The sequence below is a fragment of the Phaeobacter sp. S60 genome (assembly GCF_000826845.1).
Taxonomy (GTDB): domain Bacteria; phylum Pseudomonadota; class Alphaproteobacteria; order Rhodobacterales; family Rhodobacteraceae; genus Phaeobacter; species Phaeobacter piscinae.
Window position 1 is genome coordinate 160,546 of sequence record NZ_JSWJ01000004.1, and the last position, 24,600, is coordinate 185,145.

At 62.0% G+C, this 24,600-nt stretch carries 25 protein-coding genes and 2 riboswitches; of the genes, 12 read left to right on the forward strand and 13 right to left on the reverse strand.

Going from position 1 to position 24,600, the window contains the following annotated elements; all coding sequences use genetic code 11:
• The first annotated feature begins 30 nt into the window (after positions 1-30).
• Positions 31-555, forward strand: coding sequence for a chloramphenicol phosphotransferase CPT family protein (locus OO25_RS05690; protein WP_040178883.1), 525 nt, complete (start codon positions 31-33; stop codon positions 553-555).
• A gap of 172 nt (positions 556-727) precedes the next feature.
• Here the strand turns inward: OO25_RS05690 and OO25_RS05695 are convergent, their stop codons facing one another.
• The 4 genes from OO25_RS05695 to OO25_RS05710 all read right to left on the reverse strand — a co-directional run bounded on the left by OO25_RS05695 (position 728) and on the right by OO25_RS05710 (position 4,271).
• Positions 728-1,519: a cytochrome c1 gene (locus tag OO25_RS05695; protein WP_040169959.1), complete on the reverse strand. Its 792-nt coding sequence runs from the start codon at positions 1,517-1,519 to the stop codon at positions 728-730.
• Positions 1,520-1,537: 18 nt separating this feature from the next.
• On the reverse strand, positions 1,538-2,872 hold the full coding sequence (petB, locus tag OO25_RS05700) for a cytochrome b (protein ID WP_040169957.1): 1,335 nt from the start codon (positions 2,870-2,872) through the stop codon (positions 1,538-1,540).
• Between the two features lie 11 nt (positions 2,873-2,883).
• Positions 2,884-3,444 (reverse strand): ubiquinol-cytochrome c reductase iron-sulfur subunit, encoded by a 561-nt coding sequence (gene petA / locus OO25_RS05705; protein WP_040169956.1) that lies wholly within the window; start codon positions 3,442-3,444, stop codon positions 2,884-2,886.
• 224 nt (positions 3,445-3,668) lie between these two features.
• A complete protein-coding gene (locus tag OO25_RS05710; RefSeq protein ID WP_040178884.1) occupies positions 3,669-4,271 on the reverse strand; it encodes a glutathione S-transferase in 603 nt (200 codons plus the stop codon).
• A gap of 188 nt (positions 4,272-4,459) precedes the next feature.
• Positions 4,460-4,609: riboswitch (FMN riboswitch) on the forward strand.
• Positions 4,610-4,689: 80 nt separating this feature from the next.
• Here OO25_RS05710 and OO25_RS05720 point away from each other — a divergent pair.
• Positions 4,690-5,127, forward strand: a complete 438-nt coding sequence (locus OO25_RS05720; protein ID WP_040178887.1) for a 6,7-dimethyl-8-ribityllumazine synthase — start codon at positions 4,690-4,692, stop codon at positions 5,125-5,127.
• 19 nt (positions 5,128-5,146) lie between these two features.
• Here OO25_RS05720 and OO25_RS05725 read toward each other — a convergent pair whose 3' ends face one another.
• From OO25_RS05725 to thiB, 3 genes are read right to left on the reverse strand one after another with little or no spacing between them, the layout of a single operon-like run.
• On the reverse strand, positions 5,147-5,839 hold the full coding sequence (locus OO25_RS05725) for an ATP-binding cassette domain-containing protein (RefSeq protein ID WP_040178889.1): 693 nt from the start codon (positions 5,837-5,839) through the stop codon (positions 5,147-5,149).
• Positions 5,826-7,382 (reverse strand): thiamine/thiamine pyrophosphate ABC transporter permease ThiP, encoded by a 1,557-nt coding sequence (locus OO25_RS05730; RefSeq protein ID WP_040178890.1) that lies wholly within the window; start codon positions 7,380-7,382, stop codon positions 5,826-5,828. The genes OO25_RS05725 and OO25_RS05730 overlap by 14 nt, the downstream gene beginning before the upstream one ends.
• On the reverse strand, positions 7,358-8,335 hold the full coding sequence (gene thiB / locus OO25_RS05735; RefSeq protein WP_040179167.1) for a thiamine ABC transporter substrate binding subunit: 978 nt from the start codon (positions 8,333-8,335) through the stop codon (positions 7,358-7,360). Before thiB ends, OO25_RS05730 begins: the two co-directional genes overlap by 25 nt.
• Positions 8,336-8,366: 31 nt before the next feature.
• A riboswitch (TPP riboswitch) is annotated at positions 8,367-8,459 on the reverse strand.
• A gap of 280 nt (positions 8,460-8,739) precedes the next feature.
• On the opposite strand from thiB, the gene aroC reads away from it, so the two are divergent.
• Complete coding sequence (gene aroC / locus OO25_RS05740) at positions 8,740-9,846, forward strand: chorismate synthase (RefSeq protein WP_040178891.1); 1,107 nt, start codon at positions 8,740-8,742, stop codon at positions 9,844-9,846.
• A 55-nt stretch (positions 9,847-9,901) separates the two neighbouring features.
• Here the strand turns inward: aroC and OO25_RS05745 are convergent, their stop codons facing one another.
• On the reverse strand, positions 9,902-11,404 hold the full coding sequence (locus OO25_RS05745; protein ID WP_040178892.1) for a malonyl-CoA synthase: 1,503 nt from the start codon (positions 11,402-11,404) through the stop codon (positions 9,902-9,904).
• Between the two features lie 116 nt (positions 11,405-11,520).
• On the opposite strand from OO25_RS05745, the gene OO25_RS05750 reads away from it, so the two are divergent.
• Positions 11,521-12,456 (forward strand): DMT family transporter, encoded by a 936-nt coding sequence (locus tag OO25_RS05750; protein ID WP_040179170.1) that lies wholly within the window; start codon positions 11,521-11,523, stop codon positions 12,454-12,456.
• A gap of 8 nt (positions 12,457-12,464) precedes the next feature.
• Here OO25_RS05750 and OO25_RS05755 read toward each other — a convergent pair whose 3' ends face one another.
• Positions 12,465-12,911, reverse strand: coding sequence for a MarR family winged helix-turn-helix transcriptional regulator (locus tag OO25_RS05755; protein WP_040178894.1), 447 nt, complete (start codon positions 12,909-12,911; stop codon positions 12,465-12,467).
• Between the two features lie 119 nt (positions 12,912-13,030).
• Here OO25_RS05755 and OO25_RS05760 point away from each other — a divergent pair, with 119 nt between their 5' ends.
• The gene (locus OO25_RS05760) at positions 13,031-13,459 is read left to right on the forward strand and encodes an organic hydroperoxide resistance protein (RefSeq protein WP_040175289.1); all 429 of its coding nucleotides are present in this window, start codon (positions 13,031-13,033) and stop codon (positions 13,457-13,459) included.
• Between the two features lie 114 nt (positions 13,460-13,573).
• Here the strand turns inward: OO25_RS05760 and OO25_RS05765 are convergent, their stop codons facing one another.
• Positions 13,574-14,440, reverse strand: coding sequence for a branched-chain amino acid aminotransferase (locus tag OO25_RS05765; protein ID WP_040175287.1), 867 nt, complete (start codon positions 14,438-14,440; stop codon positions 13,574-13,576).
• A 158-nt stretch (positions 14,441-14,598) separates the two neighbouring features.
• On the opposite strand from OO25_RS05765, the gene OO25_RS05770 reads away from it, so the two are divergent.
• From OO25_RS05770 to dxs, 6 genes are all read left to right on the forward strand, one after another.
• The gene (locus OO25_RS05770; protein ID WP_024098794.1) at positions 14,599-15,111 is read left to right on the forward strand and encodes a MarR family winged helix-turn-helix transcriptional regulator; all 513 of its coding nucleotides are present in this window, start codon (positions 14,599-14,601) and stop codon (positions 15,109-15,111) included.
• On the forward strand, positions 15,108-15,809 hold the full coding sequence (locus OO25_RS05775) for a response regulator (protein WP_040175285.1): 702 nt from the start codon (positions 15,108-15,110) through the stop codon (positions 15,807-15,809). Before OO25_RS05770 ends, OO25_RS05775 begins: the two co-directional genes overlap by 4 nt.
• A 93-nt stretch (positions 15,810-15,902) precedes the next feature.
• Positions 15,903-16,829 carry a histone deacetylase family protein gene (locus OO25_RS05780; RefSeq protein WP_040178896.1) on the forward strand — a complete coding sequence of 309 codons (927 nt, stop codon included), beginning with the start codon at positions 15,903-15,905 and terminating at the stop codon, positions 16,827-16,829.
• Positions 16,826-17,080: an exodeoxyribonuclease VII small subunit gene (locus OO25_RS05785; protein ID WP_040175280.1), complete on the forward strand. Its 255-nt coding sequence runs from the start codon at positions 16,826-16,828 to the stop codon at positions 17,078-17,080. The genes OO25_RS05780 and OO25_RS05785 overlap by 4 nt, the downstream gene beginning before the upstream one ends.
• Before the next feature lie 3 nt (positions 17,081-17,083).
• Complete coding sequence (locus OO25_RS05790) at positions 17,084-17,986, forward strand: polyprenyl synthetase family protein (RefSeq protein ID WP_040178898.1); 903 nt, start codon at positions 17,084-17,086, stop codon at positions 17,984-17,986.
• A gap of 47 nt (positions 17,987-18,033) precedes the next feature.
• Entirely contained in the window at positions 18,034-19,962 is a 1,929-nt protein-coding gene (dxs, locus tag OO25_RS05795) for a 1-deoxy-D-xylulose-5-phosphate synthase (RefSeq protein ID WP_040178899.1), read from the forward strand.
• On the opposite strand, the gene OO25_RS05800 is transcribed toward dxs, so the two are convergent.
• Complete coding sequence (locus OO25_RS05800) at positions 19,959-20,846, reverse strand: SDR family oxidoreductase (protein ID WP_040178902.1); 888 nt, start codon at positions 20,844-20,846, stop codon at positions 19,959-19,961. The genes dxs and OO25_RS05800 overlap by 4 nt on opposite strands.
• 73 nt (positions 20,847-20,919) lie before the next feature.
• Between OO25_RS05800 and OO25_RS05805 the strand changes: the two genes are divergently transcribed.
• Positions 20,920-21,555: a class I SAM-dependent methyltransferase gene (locus tag OO25_RS05805; RefSeq protein ID WP_040178904.1), complete on the forward strand. Its 636-nt coding sequence runs from the start codon at positions 20,920-20,922 to the stop codon at positions 21,553-21,555.
• 197 nt (positions 21,556-21,752) lie between these two features.
• On the opposite strand, the gene OO25_RS05810 is transcribed toward OO25_RS05805, so the two are convergent.
• Both OO25_RS05810 and OO25_RS05815 read right to left on the reverse strand, forming a co-directional pair.
• Entirely contained in the window at positions 21,753-22,538 is a 786-nt protein-coding gene (locus OO25_RS05810) for a carnitinyl-CoA dehydratase (protein ID WP_040178906.1), read from the reverse strand.
• Complete coding sequence (locus OO25_RS05815; protein WP_040178907.1) at positions 22,531-24,597, reverse strand: acetate--CoA ligase family protein; 2,067 nt, start codon at positions 24,595-24,597, stop codon at positions 22,531-22,533. The genes OO25_RS05810 and OO25_RS05815 overlap by 8 nt, the downstream gene beginning before the upstream one ends.
• Positions 24,598-24,600 lie beyond the last annotated feature (3 nt).

Here is a 24,600-nt window from a genome sequence, read left to right on the forward strand (position 1 = left end):
GCGCCTATACGTTGGGAGACAGATGCATCAATTGCTCTCATTCTCTTTCTTCATGGCGCCTCCAGCAGCGGTAAATCCACACTTGCAAACGCATTGCGGGATCAGGCCTCGCGGCCCTTTCTGCATCTCTCCATTGATCACCTGCGCGACAGTGGCGCCTGGCGGCCTGCGGATTATCCCGATTGGCCCACAGCGCGTCCAGCGTTCTTTGCAGGCTTCCACCGCATGCCGGCCGGCTTTGCCGAGGCCGGCAACGACCTGATTGTCGAACATATCCTCGACACACCCGGCTGGCACGCGGAGCTACAGGCCCTGCTGAGCCGCCATGATATTGTCTTTGTTGGGCTGCGCCCGCCGCTCGCAACGCTCACTCAGCGCGAGAAGATCCGCGGCAACAGACCAGCAGGCAGCGCCGCACGAGATGCGGCGCATGTCCATGATGGGCTCCGCTATGATCTGGAGTTTGACGGCAGCACCCCGGTCGCAGATATGGCCCAAACGCTCCTCACGCATCTTCAGACCCCAAGGCCCCGCTCCTGCTTCTTCGCCGGGTAGCAGGCTCAGCGCGCCCTGCCCCTGCCCTCTGCCCCCGTCACCTTTCCCAAAATACTCCGGGGTGAATGCCCGCAGGGCAGAGGGGCAGCGCCCCGTCCTAAGGATCAAAAAGAAACCCCCGCAGGGCAGGACCGTGCGGGGGTTTCATGATCTTAAATGGCAGAGAACCGGCTTAGCTGGATTTCTTGCCTTTATGCGGAGCCCAGAGGCGCTTGTTGGTCAGATACAGCAGAACCGACAGCAGCGTCAGAAACAGCACGCCGACAAAACCCGCTTGCTTGCGTGCCATCATCTTGGGCTCCGCGGTCCACATCAGGAAAGCCGCGACGTCCTTGGACAGGCTTTCCACATCATTCGGTGCGCCATCGATGAACTCGACCTGCTCATCCGAAAGCGGCGGCGCCATGGAGATCCAGCCACCCGGGAAAGCGGTGTTCTCATAGAAGGTGGTGCCAGCTTCTTCCTTGGTTTCACCCGTGTAACCCGCCAACAGGGAGGCGATATATTCAGCACCGCCCATGCCTTTGAACATCTGGTTCAGACCCAGGCCATAAGGCCCGTGGAAGCCTGCGCGCGCCTTCGCCATCAGCGACAGGTCAGGAGCACCGGCGTTGTTGTTCTCTGGGAAGTGATCCGTCGGCTTCGCCGGGCGATCCTCATCCAGTTCCGGGTCATAAACGCTGAAGTTGTCAGCCGCATAGGCCCGGACCTGATCCGCAGGCAGGTTCGGTCCGCCCTCGTCTGCCAGCGTGCGCAGTGGCACCTGTTTCAGACCATGGCAGGCCGCGCAGACCTCGGTGTAGATCTGCAAGCCGCGCTGCAGCTGGTTGGTGTCATAGGTGCCGAACGGGCCTTCAAAAGAGAAGTCGTAGTCTTCGACATGGCCTGCCCCGCCTGCCGCAAAAGATGCGGCAGGAACGAGCGCCAGAGCGAAGGCGGCACCGGTTGCAAGTTTTTTCAACATGGTTGCTGTCCTTCTCAATTACTCAGCCGGCGTGGCGTCAGCGCCAGATTTTTTGCCGTAATGGGCATCAAAATCGGCTTCGATGGTCTCGGGAATGGCCTGCGGCTTCTCGATCACGCCCAGCAGGGGCAGAATGACCAGGAAGTAACCGAACCAATAGGCCGAAGCGACCAGCGAGAACGACGCATAGGGTTCTTCCGCCGGCATCGCACCCAGCCACATCAGGGCGAAGAAGTCGATAACCAGCAACAGGAACCACCATTTGAACTGCGGACGGAAACGACCCGAGCGCACGCGGCTGGTGTCCAGCCAAGGCGCCAGCGCCATCACGGCAATCGCACCAAACATCGCCAGAACACCAAAGAACTTGGCATCCACGATACCACCGGTCACGAAGGACGCGATCTGCACAACCCAGACTTCAGAGGTGAAGGCCCGCAGGATCGCGTAGAACGGCAGGAAGTACCATTCCGGAACGATATGCGCAGGGGTCTGCAGCGGGTTGGCTTCGATGTAGTTGTCCGGGTGCCCCAGGTAGTTCGGCATGAAGCCGACGATGGCCCAGAAGATCACCAGCACAACCGCCAGACCAAGGAAATCCTTGATCACGAAATACGGCCAGAAGGGCAGCGTGTCTTTCGCAGCCTCTTCCTTGGAGGTGCGGCGCACTTCAACACCGGTCGGGTTGTTGTTGCCTGTGGTGTGGAATGCCCAGATATGGACGATCACGAGACCGGCAATCACAAATGGCAGCAGGTAGTGCAGCGAGAAGAAGCGGTTCAGCGTCGCGTTGTCGACGGCCGGACCACCCAGAAGCAGGGTCTGGATCGGCTCGCCGATGAACGGGATCGCGCCAAACAGGCCGGTGATCACGGTCGCGCCCCAGAAGGACATCTGACCCCAGGGCAGAACGTAGCCCATGAATGCGGTGCCCATCATCATCAGATAGATCAGCATGCCGATGATCCACGTGATCTCGCGCGGCGCCTTGTAGGAGCCGTAGTACAGACCACGGAAGATGTGGATATAAACCGCAATAAAGAACAGCGACGCGCCATTTGCGTGCAGGTAGCGGATCATAAAGCCGCCGTTCACGTTGCGCATGATATGCTCAACAGAGGAAAACGCCAGATCCACATGCGGGGTGTAGTGCATCACCAGAATGATACCGGTGACGATTTGCAGGGCCAGACAGAAGGCCAGAACGATGCCCCAAATCCACAACCAGTTCAGGTTCTTGGGCGTGGGGATCATGATGGTGTCGTAGATCAGGCCGACGATGGGCAGGCGGCTGTGAAGCCACTTCTCGCCACCGGTTTTCGGCTCGTAATGATCGTGCGGAATGCCGGACATATGTGCCTCCCTTATCCCAGTTGGATGGTGGTTTCGTCGATGAACTCCGCGGTCGGAACCGGCAGGTTCTCGGGTGCGGGGCCTTTGCGGATACGACCGGCAGTGTCGTAGTGCGAACCATGGCAGGGGCAGAACCAACCGTTGAATTCGCCTGCACCGTCACCCAGCGGCACACAGCCAAGGTGGGTACACACACCCATCATCACCAGCCATTCGCCAGCGTCATCCAAGGTGCGGTTTTCGTCAGATGCATCCAGACCGGGCTTATTTGCATTTCGGTCCTGCTGATCGGGCAGCTCCGCCAGATCGACAGCACGGGCTTGCTCGATTTCTTCTTCGGTACGGCGGCGAATGAACACCGGCTTACCGAGGAACATAACCGAGAGCTGTGTTCCGACTTCCACGCCGCTCACATCCACGATGATCGAGGACAGAGCCTGAACGTCAGCCGAGGGGTTCATCTGGTTGACCAGGGGCCAAATTGCGGCACCCGCAGTCACTGCCCCGGCGCCGGCAGTGGCGTAGTAGAGGAAATCTCTCCGGGTTCCTTCGTTGTCTTCTGCGTGGGACACGAGGTTTTCTCCAATTCCAGCGCCCGTTTAGGGCAAACATGCGCATTCACTGCGCAAAGAACGCAGTGACTCATCGCGGGTATCTAGCGGGGAGAAGGGCTTTCGTCCAGCGGTCATAGGCGCGCAGATGGACGCATCCGCAAGTAATTATGCGCAACTGTTGCAAACAGCCTCACATATTTGCGCAGGCGCCCCCGAATTCAAGGGGTCGCCTGCGCCAGATCTCAGCTTTCCGGCGGCCGTGTCGCCTGCATTGACGGGCGCGAATCGAATGCGGCAAACCATTCTGCCAGCGCCTCATTGCCGTTGCGCCAGCCCATATCCGGATGGCGGAAATCCACATAGGACAGCGCACAGGCCACCGCGATCTGGCCAATCCGCAAGGGCCCCTGCAGATGCGACATCCAGCGGGTGTTCAGCGCCGCACAACCGCCCAGCACCTTGCCACTCTGCCCTTCGATCCACTCTGGCCACTGTTTGTCCGCCGGGCGCAGCCGCTTTTCGTAGGACAGCAATACCGCCGCCTCCATGATGCCATCGGCGGTGGCCTCCAGCACCCGCGTGTCCCAGCCGCCGGCATAAAGCGCATTGCCCGCACGCTCGGCCAGATAGGCGCAGATCACCCGGCTGTCATACAGCGTCGCCCCATCGGCCCGTTCCAACGCCGGAATCTTCGCCAGCGGATTGGCCGCTTTCAGGTCGCTCGCCGGGGAAATCGGTGTCGTGGCCACCGGGCGCAACTCCACATCTGCCAACTGATCTGTCTCGTGCAGCAGCACCATGACCTTGCGCACATAGGGGGAGGTCGGCGCGTGATAGAGTTTCATATCGACTATCCTTTTCGTTGGAACCAATGACCGGTCGGAGATGACTCTTTGGCAGGGCAGTCAGTATGCGCCCTGCGCCAGATCGAACATCACGCACTCTAGCCACAACCCCGGCGGGGAAAACCCCCTTTGCCGCGCGACGCAGGCGCTCTTTCTCTTGCCTTTGACCTGTCTTGCAGCCATGGTCGCGCTGTTCTCAGGGCGGGGCGGAATTCCCCACCGGCGGTAAGCGGGCCAGTCCCGCAAGCCCGCGAGCGGCTTCCAGATTTTTGGAAGTGTCAGCAGATCTGGTGCAACTCCAGAGCCGACGGTCATAGTCCGGATGGAAGAGAACGTGTGACAGGGCCACGGGGAACGTGTGCCCTCATCACTCGTGATCGCCTTGGGTGACGTGTCAAACCTATAGGAGTTATCGATCATGACACACACCCGCTTCGCTTTCATCAAGGCGCATTGGCATTCCGATATCGTCGACCGTGCGCTGGATGGCTTTCAGGAGCTGATCCCCGCCGAGCAGATCGACGTATTTGACGTGCCCGGTGCCTTTGAAATGCCGCTTCTGGCCAAAGAACTGGCCAAGACCGGTAAATACGACGCCATCGCCTGCGCGGCCTTTGTGGTGGATGGCGGCATCTATCGCCATGATTTTGTCGCCCAGGCTGTCGTGGACGGTCTGATGCAGGCCGGGATGGAGACCAACGTGCCAGTCCTGTCCGTCTCGTTGACGCCGCACCACTATCAGGAAACCGATCATCATAACGCGATCTACCGCGCCCATTTTGTTGACAAGGGGCGCGAGGCGGCCAATGCCGCGCTCATGATCGTCAAAACCCGCAAGGCGGCCTTGGGCGCCTAAATCCTCAGGGTGCGTGGGCCTATCCCAGATAGGCCTTCAGCGCAGGCGGCGGATTGTCCAGCAATTCCGCCGTCGCCACTGGCGGGTGGGCCACGCCATCCGCCACCAACACCACCTGATCGGCAATCCGGCGCGCATCTGCCGGATCATGGCTGACCATCAGCACGGTCGCCCCAGTCTCTGCCGCCAGGTCCGCCACCAGATCCAGCATCTCCGCCTTCAGCGCTGGCCCCAGCGCCGCAAATGGCTCATCCAGCAGCAGAAGATCACGCCCCTGCACCAGCACGCGACCCAGTGCCACGCGACTTTGCTGGCCACCGGACAGCGCGGCGGGCTTGCGCTCTTCCATACCCTGAAGGCCAACCCGTGTGATCGCCGCGCGCACCTTTTCCTGTTCGTCAACACTCAGACGCAGGTTCGGGCGGATCCCCAACCCCACGTTCTGTGCCACGCTCAGATGCGGAAACAGATTGCCGTCCTGAAACAGCATCGCAATCGGCCGCTGACCCGGTGAGACATCGGTCAGCGCACGGCCCTGCCAGGACAGCGTTCCGGCCGTGATGGGAACAAACCCCGCGATGGCCTCGATCAGGGTGGTCTTGCCCGCCCCGGAGGGACCAATCACCGCCACCCGGTGACCCGCCTCGATCGCAAGATCCGCACGCACGATAAAACCGCCGTTATCCAATAGGCAGTTCTCAAGTTTCAGCATGTCGACGCCCTCCCCGGTCGAGAATGTAAAACGCCCCCATGGACAGGCACAAAAGCAACAGCGCCCCACCCGAGGCCGCTTCCATCCGGTAAGCCCCCATCAGGCGATAGATCTGCAAAGGCAATGTCGCGGTTTCGCTATCGGCAAACAGCGCAATCACGCCCAGATCCCCCATCGACAACGCTGCCGCCAGCCCAGCGGCAAAACCGATCTGCGGGCGCAGACGGGGCAGCAGCACCCGGCGCAGAAACACCCCGCCGCGCATATCAAGCGAGAGCGACAGACGGCCATAGCGCGCCAGCACCTCCCGCACCCGCGGGATCAGAATGCGCAGCGCAAAGGGCAGCGACATCAGGGCATTCACCACCGCTGTGACCGGCAGCGCCAGCGCAAAGGGATCCGCCACCGGATAGATCAGAATAAACAGGCCGGTGCCAATCACCAGCGGCGATACCGCCAGCCCCAACAGGCCCGACAGCTCCACCAACCCACCCCGGCCCAGCGCCACGGCCACCGCCATCGGCAGGGAAATCGCCAGCAGCACAAACGTGCTCACCCCTGCAATCAACACCGAATTGCCCGCCGCCAGCCAGACCGACGCCCCCATCGACAGCAGGCCCGGCAGACCCGCAATCACAATCGCGCTCAGCGGCAACAGTAAAAACAGCGCCGCCGCAATCAGACAGGCACCATCCAGCCCCCGCGCCAGCGCGCCCTGCCCATCCCAACGCCGTACCGGACGGTCCAATCCGGCACCAAACCCCTCGCCCGTCGCCACCCGCAGGGCCACCAGCGCCGCCGCGCCGGTCAACAACAGCTGCACGCCCGACAACAGCGCCGCCCGCGCCAGATCGAAATCAAATCGAAACGCCTGATAGATCGCCAGTTCAATGGTGGTGGCGCGCGGCCCACCCCCCAGCGTCAGCGCCACGGCAAAGCTCGACAGGCAGATCGCAAAGACCACCGCCAGCGCGCCGGGCACCACCTGCCGCAGCATTGGCGCCTCCAGCAGCTGCCACATCGCCCGGCGATCTGCATTGATCTGCGCCGCCAGACGAAACCGTTCTGCCGGGATTTCCTGCCAGCCCTGCAGGATCAACCGCGTCGCCAGTGGCAGATTGAAAAACACATGCGCCAGCACAACCCCGTGCAACCCATAGATCTGCAGCGGTTCAAACCCGAACAGGCCCAGCACATCGCTCAGCCAGCCCGAACGGCCAAACACCGCAAGAATGCCAAGGATTGCCACGATCACCGGCAAGATAAACGGCGCACCCATGAGGGCAATCAGCACACGTCGCCCGACAAACCGCCGTCGCGCCAGCGCGCGCGCCACCGGAACGGCGAGCACCACGCTGAACAGGGCGGAGAGAACAGCCTGCATCAGGGTAAACCGGATTGCAGCCCAATCGGCAGGACCGATGCCCCGCCCCACCTCGGCACGCCAGACCACTGCGGCCAGCGCACCAAGGATCAGCGCCGCCACACAGGCAGCGACGCCCAGACCCCAGCGGGATCTTAACGGCTGAGCGCGGTCAGCCATTCATCCAACGCCACATCGCGCAGCGCCGCCGCCTCGTCTTCGCTCAGCAGCAGTGATTTTTCTGGCGACACCAGGGTCTCAAACCCTTTGGGCAAACCCTCCGCCGGGGTCACTGCCGGATACATCCAGTTGGTGGTCGGGATCACCGACTGGAACGCGTCACTGACCATGAAGGCGAGGAACTGATCCGCCAGCTCCGGCTGATCGCTGTTCGCCAGCTTCCCGGCAACTTCGACCTGCATGTAGTGACCTTCGTCAAACACCGCTGCCGCCTTGCTGGCGTCTTCCTCGGCGATCAGGTGATAGGCGGGCGAGGTGGTGTAGGACAGCACCATATCCGCCTCACCCTCCAAGAACAGACCATAGGCCTCCGACCAGCCCTTGGTCACGGTCAGCACGTTATCCGCCAACCCGTCCCAAACCTCAGGCGCCTTGTCGCCATAGGCAGCCTTCACCCACATCAACAATCCCAGACCCGGCGTAGACGAACGCGGATCCTGAATGACGATTTTCAGATCGCTCGCAGCCAGTTCGCCAAAGTTCTGCGGCGCGACAGCATCGGCCTTATGCACAAATGCGAAATACCCCCAGTCATAAGGGGCGAAAGTGGCGTCTTCCCAGGCGAAGGGCAGCGCATAATCGGCACTGACCGAATGATCCGCAAACAGGCCCGTCTCCTTGGCCGCCGCAGTCAGATTGGTATCCAGCCCCAGCACCACATCAGCGTCAGACCGCGCGCCTTCCAGCTTCACCCGCGCCAGCAGCGCCGCGCCGTCGCCTGCGCCGACCAGCTTCAGATCGCAGCCGCATGTCGCCTCAAAGGCTTTCTCGACGGCCGGACCCGGTCCCCAGTCAGAGACAAAGCTGTCGTAGGTGTAGACAATCAATTCAGGCGTATCGGCATAGGCTGCCGTTGCGCCCAGCAGCCCCGCTGCAAGTACAAGATGTTTCATGGCATCCTCCATCGCGACGAGGGGCAAGGGAGGAGCCAGTCCATACCTTCCCTCCGCCGGTTCTAGCCGGTTCAGGTTCTACGGGTGTGATCTCAGCGCCGAAGGCGCACCCCGAGGTGGCGCGGACCCTAAGCGGCAGACCCGCGAAAGACAAGCGATTGCGGTGTTACATATGCTCAAAGAACGACAGAAGGGCTGACCAATTGTTTCGCACGCGAAACATTGGGGGAGTCTGCCTGTCCTTTCTGCCGGGTTAACTCACCCCATCTTTTGGCAAGAAACATCCCGGAGGAGTCGCCCAACGGGTGGCGAGGGCAGCGCCTCGAAACCCGCGTCGCAAACCGGAAACCCCTTGAGAGAGCCGCCCTCCCCCGCTAAGCAATCTCGCAAAGGAGACCGCGCCCATGTCGATCAACAGCTTTGGCCATTTGTTCCGCGTCACCACTTGGGGCGAAAGCCACGGACCCGCCTTGGGTGCGACGGTTGATGGCTGCCCGCCGAATGTGGCGATTGAGCCTGAAATGCTGCAGCAGTGGCTGGACAAGCGCCGCCCCGGTCAGAACAAGAATATGACCCAGCGCAACGAACCGGACGCGGTCAAAATCCTCTCCGGTGTGTTCGAGGGGAAATCGACCGGCACGCCGATCCAGCTGATGATCGAAAACACCGATCAGCGCTCCAAGGATTATGGCGAGATCGCCCAGACCTTCCGCCCCGGCCATGCGGACATCACGTATTTCCAGAAATACGGCAACCGCGACTACCGCGGGGGTGGCCGGTCCTCAGCCCGCGAAACCGCAGCCCGTGTTGCGGCCGGCGGTGTGGCACGGGAAGCGATCAAGGCGCTGGTCCCCGGACTGGAGATCAAAGGCTACATGACCCGCATGGGGGAGATGGAAATCGACCGCAGCCGGTTTGACTGGGACGCCATCGACCAGAATGATTTCTGGATCCCCGATGCTGCTGCGGTGCAGGACTGGGAAGATTACCTGCAGGCGCTGCGCAAGGATCACGAGTCCGTCGGCGCGGTGATTGAGGTTGTGGCCCGCGGCGTGCCCGCAGGCATAGGCGCGCCGATCTATGGCAAACTGGACACCGATCTGGCCGCAGCGATGATGTCGATCAACGCCGTCAAAGCCGTCGAAATCGGCGAAGGCATGAATGCGGCGGTCCTCAAAGGCTCCGAAAACGCTGATGAGATCTTCCTCGGCGAGGATGGCCAGCCAGTCTATTCGTCGAACCATGCGGGCGGCATTCTGGGTGGCATTTCCACCGGGCAGGATGTCGTGGTGCGCTTTGCGGTGAAACCCACCTCCTCGATCCTGACGCCGCGCCAGTCAATCCGCAAGGATGGCAGCGCTGCCGAGGTCATCACCAAAGGCCGCCATGATCCCTGTGTTGGCATCCGCGCGGTGCCGGTGGCAGAGGCGATGATGGCCTGCGTGATCCTGGACCACCTGTTGCTGCATCGCGGTCAGGTGGGGGAGAACCAAGGCCACATCGGCGGTTGATCCGATCGCCGTCTCGCCTGCGATGTCAGACGCGAGACGGCGGCACCTTCTTCAGTCAGGTAAATAGCTGGGCGAATGTTTCGCGCAGCGCTTTTTTCTGCACTTTGCCCATGGTGTTGCGCGGCAGTTCCTCCATCAGCGCGATGTGTTTGGGCCGTTTGAACTTCGCGAGATGTTTTGACAGCGCCGCTTGGATGGTTGCCGCATCGGTGCCCTCCCCAATCGGGACCACCACAGCCACAACCGCCTCGCCGAAATCGGGATGCGGCACGCCGATCACCGCACTTTCGAGCACTCCCGGCAGATCGTCGATCAGCGTCTCGACCTCCTTCGGGTAGACATTGAAGCCGCCGGAGATCACCAGATCCTTTTCCCGGCCCACGATGGTGACGTAGCCGTTGCTGTCGATCTTGGCGAGGTCACCGGTGATGAACCAGCCATCCGGGCGCAGCTCCTCGGCGGTTTTCTCCGGCATCTGCCAGTAGCCTTGGAAGACATTCGGGCCGCGCACTTCCAGCACACCGATTTCGCCCAGCGGGATTTCCGTATTGTCCAGTGTCACCCGCGCCTCCACCCCCGGCAATGCGGGGCCAACGGTGCCTGCAATCCGTTCGCCCTCATAAGGGTTGGAGGTGCTCATATTGGTTTCCGTCATCCCGTAGCGTTCCAGAATACGGTGACCGGTGCGGGCCTGCCATTGCTCGTGGGTCTCCACCAGCAGCGGCGCCGAGCCAGAAATGAACAGCCGCATATTGGCCGCCAGATCCGGGGTCAGCCGTGCATCCGCCAAGAGCCGCGTATAGAAGGTCGGCACCCCCATCAGCGCGGTAGATGTTGGCATCGCTGCCAAAATCGCCTCCGCATCGAAACCGGGCAGCAGCACCACCTGCGCGCCTGCCAGAAGCGCCACGTTGGTCGCCACAAACAGCCCATGCGTGTGAAAGATCGGCAGGGTGTGGATCAACACATCCTCAGCGGTGAACTGCCAGTAATCGCGCAAGGTCAGTGAGTTGGAATAGAGATTTTCATGGCTGAGCATCGCCCCCTTGGAGCGCCCGGTGGTGCCCGAGGTATAAAGGATCGCCGCCAGATCGGAGCGCGCGCGCGCGACCGGGTCAAACCCACTCTGGCCTGTCGCCAGATCCGCTAGACTGCCCTGCCCCGCCCCATCCAGCGTCAGAAGATGCGCCCTTCCTGCCACCCCCTGCACCCCGTCCAGCCGCGCAGGATCACAGACAAACACAGATGGCGTGGCATCCCCGATGAAATAGGCAACCTCAGCATCGGTATAGGCGGGGTTGAGCGGCAGAAACCCCGCCCCCGCCATCACCGTTCCCAGATAGAGCTGGAGTGCCGCAAGGGATTTATTCACCTGCACAGCCACACGATCGCCCGGCGCGACTCCACGTGAAACAAGTGCGGCTGCCATACGCTCCGCCCCCGCAAAGAGATCGCCATAGCTGACCGGATCCGCGCCGGGACGGGTGGCAAACAGGGCGTCCTCGCGCCCCAGGGACGCCGCACGCAGGTGGCAGATCAGCGGATTGGCGTCATACATTCGGAGGGCTCCTTGCAGCGGGTGACAGATGATTGCGGTGCTGCGTGACCTTGGACAAAGCCGGGCGGGAAAATCAACCCGTTGCACTTTTCGACGCGGCGGCGCAGGGTCTGGCCATGGTCAAATCCTTAACATCGCATCAACCCGGCCGCGCCATCGCGCTGAAACTGGCCGCGATTGCCCTGTTCACCGGGCTGTCGGCGATTATCAAGGCGACCTCCGACGTGGTGCCCGCCGGTGAAGCGGTGTTTTTCCGCTCCTTCTTTGCCATTCCGGTTATTCTCGTCTGGCTGTCCATGCGGGGCGAACTGGCGCGCGGATTGCGAACGACCCATCCGGGCAAGCATTTCCTGCGCGGCATTCTGGGCACAACTGCGATGGGCATGACCTTCATGGGGCTGGGAATGCTGCCGCTGCCCGAGGTCACGGCGATTGGCTATGCCACCCCGATCTTCACACTCATTCTGGCGGCCCTGTTGCTGGGCGAGCGGATCAGGCTGATCCGAATCAGCGCCGTGACCATCGGGTTGATTGGCGTTCTTGTGATGCTCTGGCCGCGATTGGGCAGTGGCGATCTGGGGGATACGGCGACTATCGGCGCCATCCTGATCCTCATCGCCACGATGGCGCGTGGACTGGTGCAGATCCACATCCGCCGCATGGTGATGACGGAGCATACCGCCGCCATCGTGTTCTATTTTTCGCTCACCGCCTCGCTCCTGTCGCTGTGCACGCTGCCGTTTGGCTGGGTCTGGCCTGATCCAACCACGCTGGCACTCTTGATCGGTGCGGGTCTGGTCGGGGGCGTGGCGCAGATCCTTGTCACATCCTCCTACCGTTTTGCGCCCGCTTCCATGCTGGCACCCTATGACTATTCCTCGATGCTGTTTGCTATCCTCTTGGGTTACATCTGGTTCAACGAGCTGCCGACGCTGGTGATGCTGATCGGCGCCGGACTGGTGATTGCCGGCAATGTGCTGGTGATCTGGCGTGAAAGCCGGTTGGGGCTGGAACGTGGCAAGGCGCGGTCCGTCAGCGATCCCAAGGGGTAAGCTGCGCTCTACTTGGCCACCATTTGTGCCCGCAGCGCATTGACCCGGTCGCGCAGGTCCAGAATATCCTGAAGATCGCCGCCCATCTCCTCAACCGCGCAGGCGGTGATCTCGCCTGCCTGCACCGCAAGATCCCGGCCCTTTGCGCTGAGCTGGACCAATCGGCTGCGGTCATCCTCTGGGTTGGGGACCCGGGACAGGAAACCCGCCACCTCCATCCGTTTCAGCAAGGGCGTCAGCGTATTGGTTTCCAGATCCAGCCGCTGGCCCAATGCGCCGACGGTCTGCCCGTCGGCATGATAGAGCGAGATCAGCACCAGATATTGCGGATAGGTCAGCCCTAAAGGCGCCAGCAAAGGACGGTAAAGCCGGGTCAACGCATGATTTGCCGAATAGATGGCAAAACACAAAAGGTCCGGCGTATCCGGGATGTCAGGAGGCGGCGCATTGGTCATGAGTATAATTTAAATCGCGCACGATCCATCTGCAAGGACTTGACGTTGACCCAAGGAGACCCATTTATATCGCACACGACATAAATAACTCCGACAGTGACCCAGGAAAGGATCCCGCCATGAGCGTCTCCCCCGTCTATACCGCATCAGCCACTGCAACCGGTGGCCGCGATGGCAAGGCCAGCATTCACGACAGCGACCTCAGCTTTGATCTGGATCCGCCCAAGGAGATGGGTGGCGGCGGCAACGGCAGCAACCCCGAGCAGCTGTTCGCAGCCGGCTATGCGGCCTGCTATATTGGCGCAATGAAATTTGCGACCACGCAGGATGACAGCCTGGCCAAGGTCCCGAATGATGTGTCGGTCCACGCCGAGGTGGGCATCGGTCCGCGTGACGAGGGCGGTTTTGGCCTGACGGTCGCGCTGAAGGTGGCGCTGCCCGGCCTCTCCCCCGAGGAGGCACAGGCCGTGACCGAGGCAGGCCACAAGATCTGTCCTTATTCCAACGCTGTCCGCGGCAATGTGACCGTCACAACTGAACTGGTCTGAGACCCGGTTTGATGCACATCCGGTCCCTGCACGCAGGGGCTGGGCGCATACGGAAAAAGCGCGGAGTTACCTCCGCGCCTTTTCATTTTAACTAGACCTGAAACGGCTGGATGATCAGCTACGCACCAGTTCCTCGTAAGCCTTGGCAATGTCTTGGGTCAGTTCCCCCACCTCAAAGCTGTGCGGACCGATCTGGCCAACGGGGGTGACCTCTGCCGCGGTGCCGGTCAGCCAGCATTGCTCAAACCCGTCGAGTTCTTCCGGCATGATGTGACGCTCATGCACGGTGATGCCGCGATCCTTCAGCATGCCGATCACGGTCTGACGGGTGATGCCGTTCAGGAAACAGTCGGGTGTCGGCGTGTGAACCTCGCCGTCCTTCACGAAGAAGATATTGGCGCCGGTCGCCTCCGCCACATAGCCGCGATAGTCCATGAACAGCGCATCCGAGCAGCCCTTGGCCTCAGCCTTGTGCTTGGAGATGGTGCAGATCATGTAGAGGCCCGCCGCCTTGGCGTGCACCGGGATGGTTTCCGGGCTTGGGCGTTTCCACTCCGCGATATCCAGCTTGGCGCCCTGCATCTTGGCGTCGCCATAATAGGCGCCCCAGCCCCAGACCGCGATGGCCATGCGCACCGGGTTTTTCGCCGATGCGACACCCATATCCTCGCCCGAGCCACGCCACACAACCGCGCGCACATAGGCATCCTGCAGACCGGAGGCCTTGAGGGTTTCCTCCTTCGCCGCTTCGATCTGATCGACGGTGTAGGGCATCGGCATATCCAGCGCCTCGGCCGAGGCGATCAACCGCTCGGAATGTTCGCGGCTTTTGAAGATTTTGCCGTTATAAGCCCGCTCGCCCTCAAAGACGGAGGAGGCGTAATGCATGGCGTGGCTGAGGATGTGGACCTTGGCATCGCGCCAGTTGACCATCTCACCATCCATCCAGATCAAACCGTCCCGATCATCATACCCAGCCATGGCGCACCTCCTAATGTCTCGCCGAATTTTCATAAGTTGCGCCGCATATGACCGGTTCGGACATAATATTGCGCTAAACCTGCGATTCGATACATCTTCGGACTTGGAATGTCAACAACGCTGACTTAAAATGACCCCAGCACAACAGGGAGAGACCCATGGCAGAAGGGCGACCGGGGCAGGGATTTGGCGGCGAAAGCCTGCTGTTTCTGACGGATGAGCAGTTGCGGCAGGGCATCGAGGCGATGTTCTTTGCCTATCGCGGATTTACCGCAGACCCGGATCGGATCCTGGCGGAGATGGCCTATGGCCGGGCGCACCATCGGGCCATCCACTTCATCAATCGCGCACCGGGCACGACGGTGAACAACCTGCTGTCCATTCTCGGGGTGACCAAACAATCGCTCAATCGCGTGCTCCGGGCGCTGATCGGCGACGGTCTGGTCGAGAGCCGGGTTGGGGTCACCGACAAACGGGAACGGCATTTGTTCCTGACCGATAAGGGGCGCGCATTAGAGGCGACCCTGTCGGATGCCCAGCGCGCCCGGATGCGCACCGCGTATAAGGATGCCGGACCGGAAGCGGTTCAGGGCTTCAAACGGGTGCTGGAGGCGATGATGGATGCCGATATGCGCCGCGCCTACGCCAAGCTGCGGGAGAGTGGCACATGACCCAGTTCGATTCCCATCTGCTGATTGTCGATGATGATGAGCGCATCCGTGGCCTGCTGAAGAAATTCCTGATGAGGGCCGGATTTCTGGTCACCGCCGCGCGCGATGCGGCCCATGCCCGGCGGGTGCTGTCGGGGCTGGATTTCGATCTGATTGTGCTGGATGTGATGATGCCGGGCGAGGATGGGATCTCTCTCACCCGGTCGCTGCGCGAAACCATCGCCACACCGATCCTGCTTTTGACAGCGAAGGGAGAGACCGAAGACCGCATCGAAGGGCTGGAAGCGGGCGCGGATGATTATCTGGCCAAACCGTTTGAACCCAAGGAGCTGCTGTTGCGGATCAACGCGATCCTGCGGCGGATGCCGGAGCCGGCCGCCAGCGAGGCCGCCCCCAAGGTGCTGCATCTGGGGCCAATCCGCTATGATATTGAACGCGGCGAGATGTGGCAGGGCGAGGAGCTGATCCGCCTGACCGGCACCGAAAACCAACTGATGAAGATCTTTTCCGCCTGTCCGGGCGAACCGGTGAGCCGCACCAAACTGGTCGAGGATCTGGGCCGTGATCGAGGGCAGGCGCAGGAACGGGCGGTGGACGTTCAGATCACCCGCCTGCGGCGCAAGATCGAACCCAATCCGAAACAGCCGCAATATCTGCAGACGGTGCGCGGTGCGGGCTATATGCTGGCACCGGACTAAGCCTCAGGGCCGGGAACCGCTGCACGGTATTTTGAGCCTCCGGCGGGGATATTTGTGGCCAGAAGAAGCGGCCAGAAGAAACGGGGACGCCTCATGACGACTGCCTTGATCACCCATGCTGATTGCCTGACCCATGTCACACCTGACGGCCACCCCGAACGGGTGGCCCGACTGGAACATGTGCTGCATGCGCTTGAAGGACTGGAGCTGCGCCGGGTGACCGCACCGATGGCGGCAGAGGATGATATCCTGCGCATTCACCCGGCCAGCTATCTCGCGGATCTGCGCCGGGCGCTGCCGCAGGAGGGGTTTGGGCAGATTGATGGCGATACGTTCCTGTCACCGGGCTCGCTGGATGCGGCGTTTCGCGCAGCGGGGGCAGCGGTGCGGGCGGTGGATCTGGTTGTCAGCGGCGAAGTCCAGAATGCCTTTGCCGCCGTGCGCCCGCCCGGCCATCACGCGGAAACCGACACTGCCATGGGGTTTTGCCTGTTCGGCAATGCCGCGCTGGCGGCCAAACATGCCCTGGATCACCACGGTCTGGCCCGTGTGGCCGTGGTGGATTTCGATGTGCATCACGGCAATGGTACGCAGGATCTATTGTGGGATGAGCCCCGCGCGCTGTTCATGTCCAGCCAGCAGATGCCGCTTTGGCCCGGATCAGGCCGACCGGAGGAAGATGGCGCCCACGGCCAGATCCTGAACCTGCCATTGCCGCCCGGATCAGGCGGCGTGCAGATGAAAGCAGCCTATGTCGATCAGGCCTTCCCCCGGTTGCGGGCCTTCAAACCGGAGCTGATCATAGTTTCGGCCGGATTTGACGCCCATCAGGACGACCCGCTGGCAGAACTGATGTGGAGCACAGAGGATTTCCGCTGGTTGACCCGCGAACTCTGCACATTGGCGGCAGAGCTGTGCGGTGGTCGTATCGTCTCGACTTTGGAGGGGGGATATGATCTGAACGCGCTGGCCGCAGCGGCCAAAGCCCATGTGGAAGAATTGATAGAGGCAGGCACATGACCGACACATCCAACGAGACCCCTGTTGAAGAGCTGAGCTTTGAACAGGCGATGCGCGCGCTTGAAACCGTGGTGGACCAGCTGGAACGTGGCGATGTGGCGCTGGATGCCTCCATCGCGCTCTATGACCGTGGGGCCAAGCTGAAGAAACGCTGCGAGGATGAGCTGAAGCGGGCCGAGGAAAAAGTGGCGGCGATCACGCTGGATGCCAAGGGCACGCCGACCGGCACCCAGCCTCTGGATGCTGGCTGACCCATGGCTGCTGCCGCAGATGCCACCGCGCAACACCACAGTACTGCGCGCCCCTTTGCGCAGGCGTTGAAGGACGCGCAGACCCGGATCACAGCGCATATGGATGCGCGGCTCGGCGGCGGCGATGCGCTGCACGCTGCGATGCGCTATGCCGTCACCGGCGGCAAGATGCTGCGCGGGTTTCTGGTGCTGGAGAGCGCCCGCCTGCATGGCATCACTGAGGAGGCCGCGCTAGAGGCGGCACTGGCGATCGAATGTATTCACGCCTACTCGTTGGTGCATGATGATCTGCCCTGCATGGATGATGACGATCTGCGCCGCGGTCAGCCCACCGTTCACAAAAAATGGGACGAGGCGATGGCGGTGCTGGCAGGCGACAGCCTGCAGACATTTGCGTTTGAGCTGCTCGCCAACCCCAGGATCGGCCCGCAGGCGCTGCCGCTGATCCGTGGTCTGGCGCAAGCCTCTGGCAAGGATGGGATGGTCTCTGGGCAGATGCTGGATATCGCTGCAGAAACCGCCACCACGCCGCTGGATCTGGAACAGATCACGCAGCTGCAAAACCGTAAGACCGGCTGTCTCATCTCCTGGTCCGCTACTGCGGGTGCCGTGATGGCCGGGGCAGATGAGACCCCGCTGCGACGCTATGCCGATGCGCTTGGCCTTGCTTTTCAAATCGCAGATGACATCTTGGATGTGGAAGGCGACGCGGCCAAGGTTGGCAAAGCCGTCCGTAAAGATGCTGATGCGGGCAAAGCCACCTTTGTGTCGCTATTGGGACTGGACGCCGCAAAAACACGCGCCAGCGCCCTGATGGAACAGGCCTGTGAGGCGCTGACCCCCTATGGCGATGCCGCAGAAACCTTGAAGGACGCCGCGCGCTTCGTTATCTCGCGCGATAGCTGAGCCGCACAATGCGTGCACCGCCAAAGCAACACGCCCAAGGAGCTGCCATGTCAGACCGGCCTCAGACCCCCCTTCTGGATCAGATCACCCGCCCGGCAGATCTGAAATCCTTGAGCGATGCGCAGCTGACGCAGGTTGCCCAGGAGTTGCGCCAGGAAACGATTTCCGCCGTCTCCGTCACCGGTGGCCATCTGGGCGCCGGACTGGGGGTCGTGGAGCTGACCACCGCGCTGCATGCGGTGTTTGACACGCCACGCGATAAAATCATCTGGGATGTCTCGCACCAGTGCTATCCGCACAAGATCCTGACAGGCCGACGCGACCGCATTCGCACCCTGCGGATGAAGGACGGGCTGAGCGGGTTTACCAAACGCTGTGAATCGCCTTTTGATCCCTTTGGGGCGGCGCATAGCTCCACCTCGATCAGCGCGGCGCTTGGCTTTGCCGTGGCGCGCGACCTGGGCGGTGTGGTGCCCGAGGGGCTGGGCGATGCGATTGCGGTGATCGGCGATGGCTCGATGTCGGCTGGCATGGCGTTTGAGGCGATGAACAATGCCGGCCATCTGGGCAAGCGGCTGATTGTCATTCTGAACGACAATGAGATGTCGATTGCCCCACCGGTGGGCGCGCTGTCCTCCTATCTGTCGCGCCTCTATGCCGAAGAACCATTTCAGGAGCTGAAAGCGGTGGCCAAGGGCGCTGCATCCCTGCTCCCGGAGCCGTTCCGCGAGGGGGCCAAGCGCGCCAAAGATATGCTGAAGGGCATGGCGGTAGGTGGCACCTTGTTTGAAAGCTTGGGCTTTTCCTACCTCGGGCCGATTGATGGCCATGATATGGACCAGCTGCTGCCGGTGCTGCGCACCGTGAAGGCCCGCGCCACCGGTCCGATCCTGATCCATGTGCTGACCAAGAAGGGCAAGGGGTATGCCCCCGCTGAGGCCGCCCGTGACAAAGGTCATGCCACTGCCAAATTTGACCTGGTGACGGGCGAGCAGAAGAAAGCGCCCTCCAACGCGCCCTCCTATACCTCCGTCTTTGGCAAGGAACTGGTGAGGCTGGCAGCCGAGGATGATAAAATTTGCGCCGTCACCGCCGCGATGCCCGATGGCACCGGTCTGAGCCTGATGGCTGAACGTTACCCGTCGCGCACCTTCGACGTCGGTATTGCAGAACAGCATGGCGTGACCTTCGCCGCCGCGCTTGCGGCGGGCGGGATGAAACCGTTCTGTGCGATGTATTCCACCTTCCTGCAGCGCGGCTATGATCAGGTGGTGCATGACGTGGCGATCCAGCGCCTGCCGGTACGCTTTGCCATCGACCGCGCCGGTCTGGTGGGGGCGGATGGGGCGACCCATGCGGGCAGTTTCGACATTGCCTATATGGCCAACCTGCCCGGCATGGTGGTGATGGCCGCCGCCGATGAGGCCGAACTGGCCCACATGACGGCCACGGCCGCGGCCTATGATGACGGCCCCATCGCCTTCCGCTATCCGCGTGGTGAGGGCGAAGGCGTCGATATGCCGGAGGCGCCCGAGGTGCTGGAGATCGGTAAGGGGCGCATGATCCAAGAGGGCAAACGCGTGGCGATCCTGTCCTTTGGCACCCGTCTGGGTGAGGTCAGGAAAGCCGCCGAGGCGCTAAGCGCAAAGGGCATCACCCCGACGATTGCCGACGCCCGCTTTGCCAAGCCGCTGGACCGAGACATGATCCTGAAGCTCGCCGCAGACCATGAGGCGCTGATCACCATTGAGGAAGGCGCGGTGGGCGGCTTTGGCTCCCACGTGGCGCAGCTCCTGGCCGAAGAGGGCATCTTTGACAGTGGGCTGAAGTATCGTTCCATGGTGCTGCCCGATACTTTCATCGATCAGGCCAGCCCGGCGGATATGTACAATGTCGCCGCCATGAACGCACCGCAGATCGAAGCCAAGGTTCTGGAGGTTCTGGGCGTGGCGTCGATTGGAGAGAAGCGGGCTTAAACACCCGTCGTCTCCGGCGGGGGGACGAAGGTCTCCAGATCTTCGGCGGCGCGGACGGCGCGGAGGCCTTCGCGGTAGGTGGGATAGTGCAGCTCCACCCCCAGATCTTCCTTGATGCGCTGATTGGCAACGCGTTTGTTTTCGCCGTAGAAACTGCGCGCCATGGGGGTCATGCCGGCCTCATCGAAAGGGACCTCGGCAGGGACTGGCAGGCCCAGCAGCTCGGCGGCAAAGCCCAGCACATCCTGCGGCGGGGCCGGGTCATTATCACAAAGGTTGTAAACTGCGCCGGGATTGGGCTGCGCAATTGAGGCGGCGAGAACCTGCGCGATGTCATCCACATGGATGCGCGAGAACACCTGCCCCGGTTTCACGATACGCCGCGCCTTCCCGGCCATCAGCTTGGCAAAGGGACCGCGACCGGGGCCGTAGATCCCGGCGAGGCGAAAGATATGCAGCGGCAGATCGGGAATGGCCTGCCAACCCGTCTCAGCGGCGGCGCGCCAGCGACCGCGTTGACTGGAGGGGGTGACGGCAGTGTCCTCATCCACCCAGGCGCCATCATGATCACCATAGACAGCGGTGGTGGAGAGGTAGCCGACCCACTCCAAAGTATCGCCATGGGCGGCGGCTGCCAGCGCATCCGCCAGCTCTGCCAGCACCGGATCCCCCGCCTCGGTCGGTCCTACCGACGACAGGATATGCGTCACCCCGTCAAGCGACAGAGGCACACCAGGCCAGGTGATCAGGTCGACACCGGGCACCGGCACCGCATCTTCGACCGACCGGGTGGTGCCGATCACGCGCCAACCGGCCTGAAGCAGCCGGGGAGCCAATGCGCGGGCGGTATAGCCAAATCCAAGACAGAGCAGCGTTTTTGTCATGGCTCATAGATGCGCGCGGCTCTTCTTGGGTGCAAGGGTTGATTCAACGGCCAAAACCGCATTTCCTGTGTCCATGGCGGAAAAACCGATCACCCTGACCACAGCCTATGAGCTGGAGACGCCGGACCATTCCCGGCAGCTCTATGCCGACTGGGCCGAAAGTTACGACCAAAGCTTTGCACAAGAGACGGGCTATATCCTGCCGGATCAGGTGGCCGGGCTGTTTGCCGCAGCGGAGGGATATGGCCCGGTTCTGGACGTCGGGGCGGGCACAGGACTATGTGGCGTGGCGCTGAACAGGCGCGGGATCGCGCCGATTGATGCCACGGATATCAGTCCCGAGATGCTGGCCCAGGCGCTGCGCAAAGATGTCTACCGCGATGTAATCGAGGCGGATCTGACGGTAGGCGTGCCGGTGCCGCGTGCCGCTTATGCCGGGGTGGTTTCCTCTGGCACCTTCACCCATGGCCATGTTGGCCCTGAGGTGCTGCCGGGCCTGCTGCGCCTTGCGCGACCCGGCGCGGTGTTTGCGCTGGCTGTGAATGCGCGGTTCTCAGCCCGGTCCGGCTTTGCCTCAGCATTGGAGCGGTTGCAGGACGGGGGCTGGATCCGCAACCTGACCCTGCCCGAGGTCGCCATCTACGGTGCCAAGGCGACCGGCGCCCATAGCGCGGACACGGCACTGATTGCTTTGTTTTCCAAGGTCTAGCGCCAGCGCGTACGATACCCGTGATCCACGATTCGGTCTGATATGTTGCGGGACCCGCTGCGCCATAGGGCGCAGCGCCACGCCCAACGGCACAGGGGGACCATCAGGTCACCCGAAGCGGGCGGGCGTGCCGGCCATCCAAAACTCCCCGCCGTTCATCGCCGCAGAGGACCTCGAACACCGGATCACGCCCCTTCTTAGCGGCCCTTCCAGACCGGATCCCGTTTCTCGGCAAAGGCCCGCGCGCCTTCCATCTGGTCCTCACTGTCATAGAGCACATCAACACTGCGCAGCTGGCGTTTGGTGATGCGGTTCATGGCGTCCTGAAATTTGCTATCCTCAGCGTCGCGGACGATCTCCTTGATTGCGGCGTAAACCAGCGGCGGGCCTGACGCGAGCAGGCGGGCCAATTCCCAGGCACGGTCCAACAGCTGATCCGCCGCTACGATTTCATTCACCAAGCCCCAGCGATGGGCCTCTTCAGCATCAAACCAACGTCCCGTCAGCAACAGCTCCATGGCGATGTGATAGGGAATGCGTTTGGGCAATTTGATCGAGGCGGCATCCGCCACCGTGCCGGAGCGAATTTCCGGCAGCGCAAAGGTGGCGTGATCTGCGGCAAGGATCATATCCGCCGACAGCGCCAGTTCCAGCCCGCCACCGCAGGCGATACCGTTCACGGCGGCGATCACCGGCTTGTTCATATCGCGCAGCTCCTGCAGCCCGCCGAAACCGCCAACACCATAATTGCCGTCAACCGCATCTCCGTCGGCCGCCGCTTTCAGATCCCAACCGGGGCAGAAAAATTTCTCACCGCCGCCGGTCAGAATCGCCACACGCAGTTCAGGATCATCGCGAAACTCCCGAAACACCTCGCCCATGGCAACGCTGGTTTTCAGATCAATGGCGTTGGCCTTCGGCCGATCCAGTGTGATTTCCAGAATAGCGCCGTCGCGGCGTGTCCGGATGGGGGTATCAGTCATAGGTCAATTCCTTCTCTCGCAGCAGCGCGTCCACCGCAATGGCGTCACTGGGCGTACAAATCAGCGGGTTGATTTCAATTTCTTCAACTGTGTCCGAATGGGCAAGCACATAGCGTTCCACCGCCCGCACCGCCCGCAGAACAGCCGGACGATCTGCTGCCGGGGCACCGCGATACCCGTCAAGCAACCGGGTGATCCGCAGTTGATCCAGCGCCGCCTCCAGCATGGTGTCGCTGACCGGCAGCAGCAGCGACACGCTGTCCTCCAGCAGCTCGGTCCACACACCACCGGCACCCAGCGTCAGCACAAACCCATGTGCCGGATCGCGCGTCACCCCGATCAGCAGTTCCGCAACCGTCCCGGTGATCATCTCCTCCAGCAGCAGTTGATCTCCCGGCATCTCCCGCGCGGCGTCGACGACAGCCTCTTGTGATCCAAGGGCAAGGCGCACCGCGCCAGCTTCGCTTTTGTGGGCAAGGCCTTCGGCCTTCAATACAAGGGGGAAGCCAACTTCGGATGTTGCCGCAGCCAGGGTTTCATCCAGCGTTTCGCGGGACAAACGACAGCTCCGTGGAATGCGCAGACCGGTTGCGGCCAGGCGCTGTTTGGCGATGCCTTCCGGCACAAGCGCTATGTCAGAGATCACCCCATCAGGGTCCGACCGGGGCAGGAGCGCAGGCACATCCGACGGGCTTGCGATCTGGCTGGCGGCTACCGTGGCGCTCATTGCCTCCCGCAGACCACAAAGCGGCACCACCCCCGCTGCGAGCAGGCGGTCCGCGATCTCTTCAGGCATAAGTTCGGGCAGTGTCGCAACCATGGCCAAAGGAGCGCCAGTGTGCATCCGCGTGGCCACGGCGGCCTCAATTGCGCACTCCCAATCTGCGGCGCTACATCGATTCTCGCGTGGGAAATCCACAATCAGCATCAACAGATCCAGATCAGGATTAACCATCGCACTGAACGCCTGTGTCATCGCAGGCACATCGCGCCAGATGTAGGTGTGATAGTCCAGGGGATTGGCCAGCGCCACCATAGGCCCAAGTGCGGCCCGCAGCGCTTGATGCTGCCCGTCGGACAGCGGCGGAAAGGTGACGCCCTGCGCCTGTCCCAGATCCGCGGCGAGGCTGGCCTCCCCACCGGAACAACTGATCGTAGCAACCTGTGATCCCCGTCGGGGACCAAGCACATGCAGAATTTTCAGCGTTTCCAAGAACACTGGCAAATCATCGACCCGCGCAATGCCACAGCGCCGCAGGAAGGCTGCCGCCCCTGCCTCCTGTCCCGCCAGCGATGCGGTATGCGACAGGGTCGCAGCCTGGGCCTGATCCGAGCGCCCCACCTTCAGCGCCACAATCGGCTTGCCACAGGCGGCGGCCTCCTGCGCCAGCGCCTCAAACGCGCGCAGATCACGGATACCTTCAATATGCAGGCCAATGGCGGTGACACGAGGATCCTCCAGCAGGCCCCGCGCGATCTCCGCCATATCGCTCTGCGCCTGATTTCCAACGGTGATCATATAGGCTATTGGCAGCCCACGCGCCTGCATGGTCAGATTGATGGCGATATTGGAGCTTTGGGTGAGAACGGCGACACCCTGCGCGACCTGTGCACCGCCATACTGATCCGGCCAAAGCAGGGCGCCATCCAGATAGTTGATGAACCCATAGCAATTCGGGCCAAGGATTGGCATATCACCAGCCGCCTGTAGCAAATCCTGCTGCAGATCAGCGGCGTCAGATGCCTCTTTCTGCGCCTCAAGAAAACCGGACGCAAAACAGACGGCGCCCCCGGCTCCGGACCGGGAAAGGGCGGCCACAACTTCAACGGTTGCGTATCTGTTGACCCCAATGAAACTTGCATCAGGGGCTGCAGGCAGAGCCTCGACAGAGGCAAAAACCGGCAAACCGCAAAGCTCCGTTGCCTTGGGGTGAACCGGCCAGATCTCACCCGTAAATCCCATCTTCTGCAGCTGCTGGATCACCTGGCGGCACCAGGCCCCACCGCCGATAACGGCGATTGTGCGGGGGCGGAACAGCCTGTTGAAATCACGCCTCATCAC

Coding starts and splice junctions, on each gene's coding strand:
- OO25_RS05695 (WP_040169959.1), bottom strand. CDS start 1,519: ATGTTGAAAAAACTTGCAACCGGTGCCGCCTTCGCTCTGGCGCTCGTT.
- petB (WP_040169957.1), bottom strand. CDS start 2,872: ATGTCCGGCATTCCGCACGATCATTACGAGCCGAAAACCGGTGGCGAG.
- OO25_RS05710 (WP_040178884.1), bottom strand. CDS start 4,271: ATGAAACTCTATCACGCGCCGACCTCCCCCTATGTGCGCAAGGTCATG.
- OO25_RS05720 (WP_040178887.1), top strand. CDS start 4,690: ATGACACACACCCGCTTCGCTTTCATCAAGGCGCATTGGCATTCCGAT.
- OO25_RS05725 (WP_040178889.1), bottom strand. CDS start 5,839: ATGCTGAAACTTGAGAACTGCCTATTGGATAACGGCGGTTTTATCGTG.
- OO25_RS05730 (WP_040178890.1), bottom strand. CDS start 7,382: ATGGCTGACCGCGCTCAGCCGTTAAGATCCCGCTGGGGTCTGGGCGTC.
- thiB (WP_040179167.1), bottom strand. CDS start 8,335: ATGAAACATCTTGTACTTGCAGCGGGGCTGCTGGGCGCAACGGCAGCC.
- aroC (WP_040178891.1), top strand. CDS start 8,740: ATGTCGATCAACAGCTTTGGCCATTTGTTCCGCGTCACCACTTGGGGC.
- OO25_RS05745 (WP_040178892.1), bottom strand. CDS start 11,404: ATGTATGACGCCAATCCGCTGATCTGCCACCTGCGTGCGGCGTCCCTG.
- OO25_RS05750 (WP_040179170.1), top strand. CDS start 11,521: ATGGTCAAATCCTTAACATCGCATCAACCCGGCCGCGCCATCGCGCTG.
- OO25_RS05755 (WP_040178894.1), bottom strand. CDS start 12,911: ATGACCAATGCGCCGCCTCCTGACATCCCGGATACGCCGGACCTTTTG.
- OO25_RS05760 (WP_040175289.1), top strand. CDS start 13,031: ATGAGCGTCTCCCCCGTCTATACCGCATCAGCCACTGCAACCGGTGGC.
- OO25_RS05765 (WP_040175287.1), bottom strand. CDS start 14,440: ATGGCTGGGTATGATGATCGGGACGGTTTGATCTGGATGGATGGTGAG.
- OO25_RS05770 (WP_024098794.1), top strand. CDS start 14,599: ATGGCAGAAGGGCGACCGGGGCAGGGATTTGGCGGCGAAAGCCTGCTG.
- OO25_RS05775 (WP_040175285.1), top strand. CDS start 15,108: ATGACCCAGTTCGATTCCCATCTGCTGATTGTCGATGATGATGAGCGC.
- OO25_RS05780 (WP_040178896.1), top strand. CDS start 15,903: ATGACGACTGCCTTGATCACCCATGCTGATTGCCTGACCCATGTCACA.
- OO25_RS05785 (WP_040175280.1), top strand. CDS start 16,826: ATGACCGACACATCCAACGAGACCCCTGTTGAAGAGCTGAGCTTTGAA.
- OO25_RS05790 (WP_040178898.1), top strand. CDS start 17,084: ATGGCTGCTGCCGCAGATGCCACCGCGCAACACCACAGTACTGCGCGC.
- dxs (WP_040178899.1), top strand. CDS start 18,034: ATGTCAGACCGGCCTCAGACCCCCCTTCTGGATCAGATCACCCGCCCG.
- OO25_RS05800 (WP_040178902.1), bottom strand. CDS start 20,846: ATGACAAAAACGCTGCTCTGTCTTGGATTTGGCTATACCGCCCGCGCA.
- OO25_RS05805 (WP_040178904.1), top strand. CDS start 20,920: ATGGCGGAAAAACCGATCACCCTGACCACAGCCTATGAGCTGGAGACG.
- OO25_RS05810 (WP_040178906.1), bottom strand. CDS start 22,538: ATGACTGATACCCCCATCCGGACACGCCGCGACGGCGCTATTCTGGAA.
- OO25_RS05815 (WP_040178907.1), bottom strand. CDS start 24,597: ATGAGGCGTGATTTCAACAGGCTGTTCCGCCCCCGCACAATCGCCGTT.